The following is a 2,221-nucleotide window of genomic DNA, read 5'->3' on the forward strand; positions in this document are numbered from 1 at the left end:
TTAGTTTTTAGTTGCAAAATCAGCCATTAAGGCCAATAGGTCACGAGACTATTAGCCTTTAAGTTACCGTTTAAACAATCGAATTTAACATTTGATCACTGATGGATCATAAGTGTTGAATAGACTTAAAAGCCAAATCGAGCTGACATTAAGAACTGGTGTCCGTAAGTACCGTTATTTCGAAGGTCTATACCTACTGAAAGCTGTTCTGTTGAGTGGAAGCGAGCCCCTACACCGACAATTGAACTCGTGTCGTCGCTGTCGACGAGTTGACCAAGGCGGGCGTTAACTTCAATGTTTGCCAGCAACCAAGCTCTTAAACCAATATTGATTTCAGTTTTAATGTGGTTACCATCATTACGTTCGATGTTGTGCAGTAACATCTGTCCAGTAATATCAGCCAACTGATTAATTGGGCCGTTGAACCCCATACCTACAGCCGCATCCCAATCCCCTTCAAATTCAGAATCGATTCGAGCAACAAAGTGTGAGTTTTGAGTGAACATTGTTGTGACTTCGCCACCAAATGTACTAGGGCTAATACCTGTGCGTAGCTCAAATGTATTGTAGTTAAAGTTGTTTGCATACGCAGAGAATGAACACAGTGTAACCAACCCCAAAAGGACCGTCTTGTTTGCGCTACCTAGCATGGTGACTCCATATTAATTATATTTTTCGGCATTATAATGCAAAAAAGCCTGCAATATGCAGGCCATTTGTTATAAATCATGTCTTTGAAGTCGACGGTACGGAGTTCGTATCTTACAAAACTTGAATATGATCTACTTCGATCTCTGGCGTTTTACCACCTTCGTATTCGCCAAATATACGAACTTTTGTATCTGCGGTGAGCGGTTGCGCTAGAAGGATATCGTCATCCAGTTCGATCTGAATTTCACTCTGACCATCAGAGAATACGAACGTATCGTTTTTTAGTTGACGAACAATCTTGCCATCTACGATTGCTTCTTGCTCTGCGAACATGCTGGTGTCTGCTAGTAGAGTCGCAACTGAAACGGTTTCAATCGGTCCCGTGTACGCAATAGCGCTCTGATGCTTGTGGTTACTGTCGCTATTGTTGTGATTACTGTCGCTGTGATGGTCGCTAGCCATTGCGAAAGTAGGAGCGAGGATAATAGTAGATGCGATAGCTAATACAGTTTTTTTCATGGTGAATCCCTTAATGTTGTTTTTATTAGAAACGTTTTTCTTAATTTGAAACGTTTCTTTTCGTGAGTGCGCTTATTTTGTTTGTAAGCTTCGTTTCGATGGAGCTATTAAACAACACTGGGGTTGAATCCAGAGTGAGTAACACATTCATTTTCCATTCATTTTATTGAGCATCTACACGACAATGACGTTAAGATGGAGGCAGAGAAATATTGCCCACAGCTATAAATTGAAAATTAAGAAATAAAGGATTTAAGTACAGATGCGATCACCGTTAAACGCCCTTATGGTTCAAGGGACAACGTCAGATGCCGGAAAAAGTGTTTTGGTGGCAGGTTTATGCCGTGTTTTGGCAAGGAAAGGCATCAAAGTGGCACCTTTTAAGCCTCAAAATATGGCGCTAAATAGCGCAGTGACAAAAGATGGTGGCGAAATTGGTCGTGCTCAAGCGGTTCAGGCACAAGCTTGTAATATTGAGCCTACCGTCCATATGAATCCTGTATTGCTAAAACCCAATTCAGATACGGGTGCGCAAGTGATTCTACAAGGAAGAGCACTGACGAATATGGAAGCGACCGGATATCACGACTACAAGAAAGTTGCGATGAATTCGGTTATCGATTCGTTTGATCGACTTTCTGAAGAATACCAAAGCGTGATGATTGAAGGTGCGGGCAGTCCCGCAGAGATAAATCTTCGAGAAAACGATATCGCGAACATGGGCTTTGCTGAAAAGGCAGACATCCCAGTGATCATCGTTGCTGATATTGATCGTGGCGGCGTTTTTGCACACCTCTACGGCACATTAGCTCTATTATCTGAATCTGAACAAGCGCGCGTAAGAGGCTTTGTGATAAACCGTTTTAGAGGCGATATTGCGTTACTTCAATCTGGTTTAGATTGGCTAGAAGAGAAAACAGGTAAGCCTGTGATAGGGGTTTTGCCTTATCTGCATGGTTTTAACTTAGAAGCGGAAGATGCCATTACCTCAGCCCAAGAGTCTGATGGAGAAGCTAAACTTAAGGTTGTAGTGCCAGTACTAACTCGAATC

At 42.2% G+C, this 2,221-nt stretch carries 3 protein-coding genes; 1 reads left to right on the plus strand and 2 read right to left on the minus strand.

Going from position 1 to position 2,221, the window contains the following annotated elements; all coding sequences use genetic code 11:
• Nucleotides 1–125: 125 nt before the first annotated feature.
• Both AB4496_RS15100 and AB4496_RS15105 read right to left on the minus strand, forming a co-directional pair.
• Nucleotides 126–650 (minus strand): hypothetical protein, encoded by a 525-nt coding sequence (locus tag AB4496_RS15100; protein WP_009845348.1) that lies wholly within the window; start codon nt 648–650, stop codon nt 126–128.
• Nucleotides 651–762: 112 nt separating this feature from the next.
• Nucleotides 763–1,170 carry a YgiW/YdeI family stress tolerance OB fold protein gene (locus tag AB4496_RS15105; protein WP_102249595.1) on the minus strand — a complete coding sequence of 136 codons (408 nt, stop codon included), beginning with the start codon at nt 1,168–1,170 and terminating at the stop codon, nt 763–765.
• A 262-nt stretch (nt 1,171–1,432) separates the two neighbouring features.
• Here AB4496_RS15105 and AB4496_RS15110 point away from each other — a divergent pair.
• Nucleotides 1,433–2,221, plus strand: a 789-nt coding sequence (locus AB4496_RS15110) for a cobyric acid synthase (RefSeq protein ID WP_372131270.1), incomplete at its 3' end; no start/stop codon positions are given.

Source organism: Vibrio sp. 10N.222.46.A1 (genome assembly GCF_041473595.1).
Classification (GTDB): Bacteria; Pseudomonadota; Gammaproteobacteria; order Enterobacterales; family Vibrionaceae; genus Vibrio; species Vibrio tasmaniensis_A.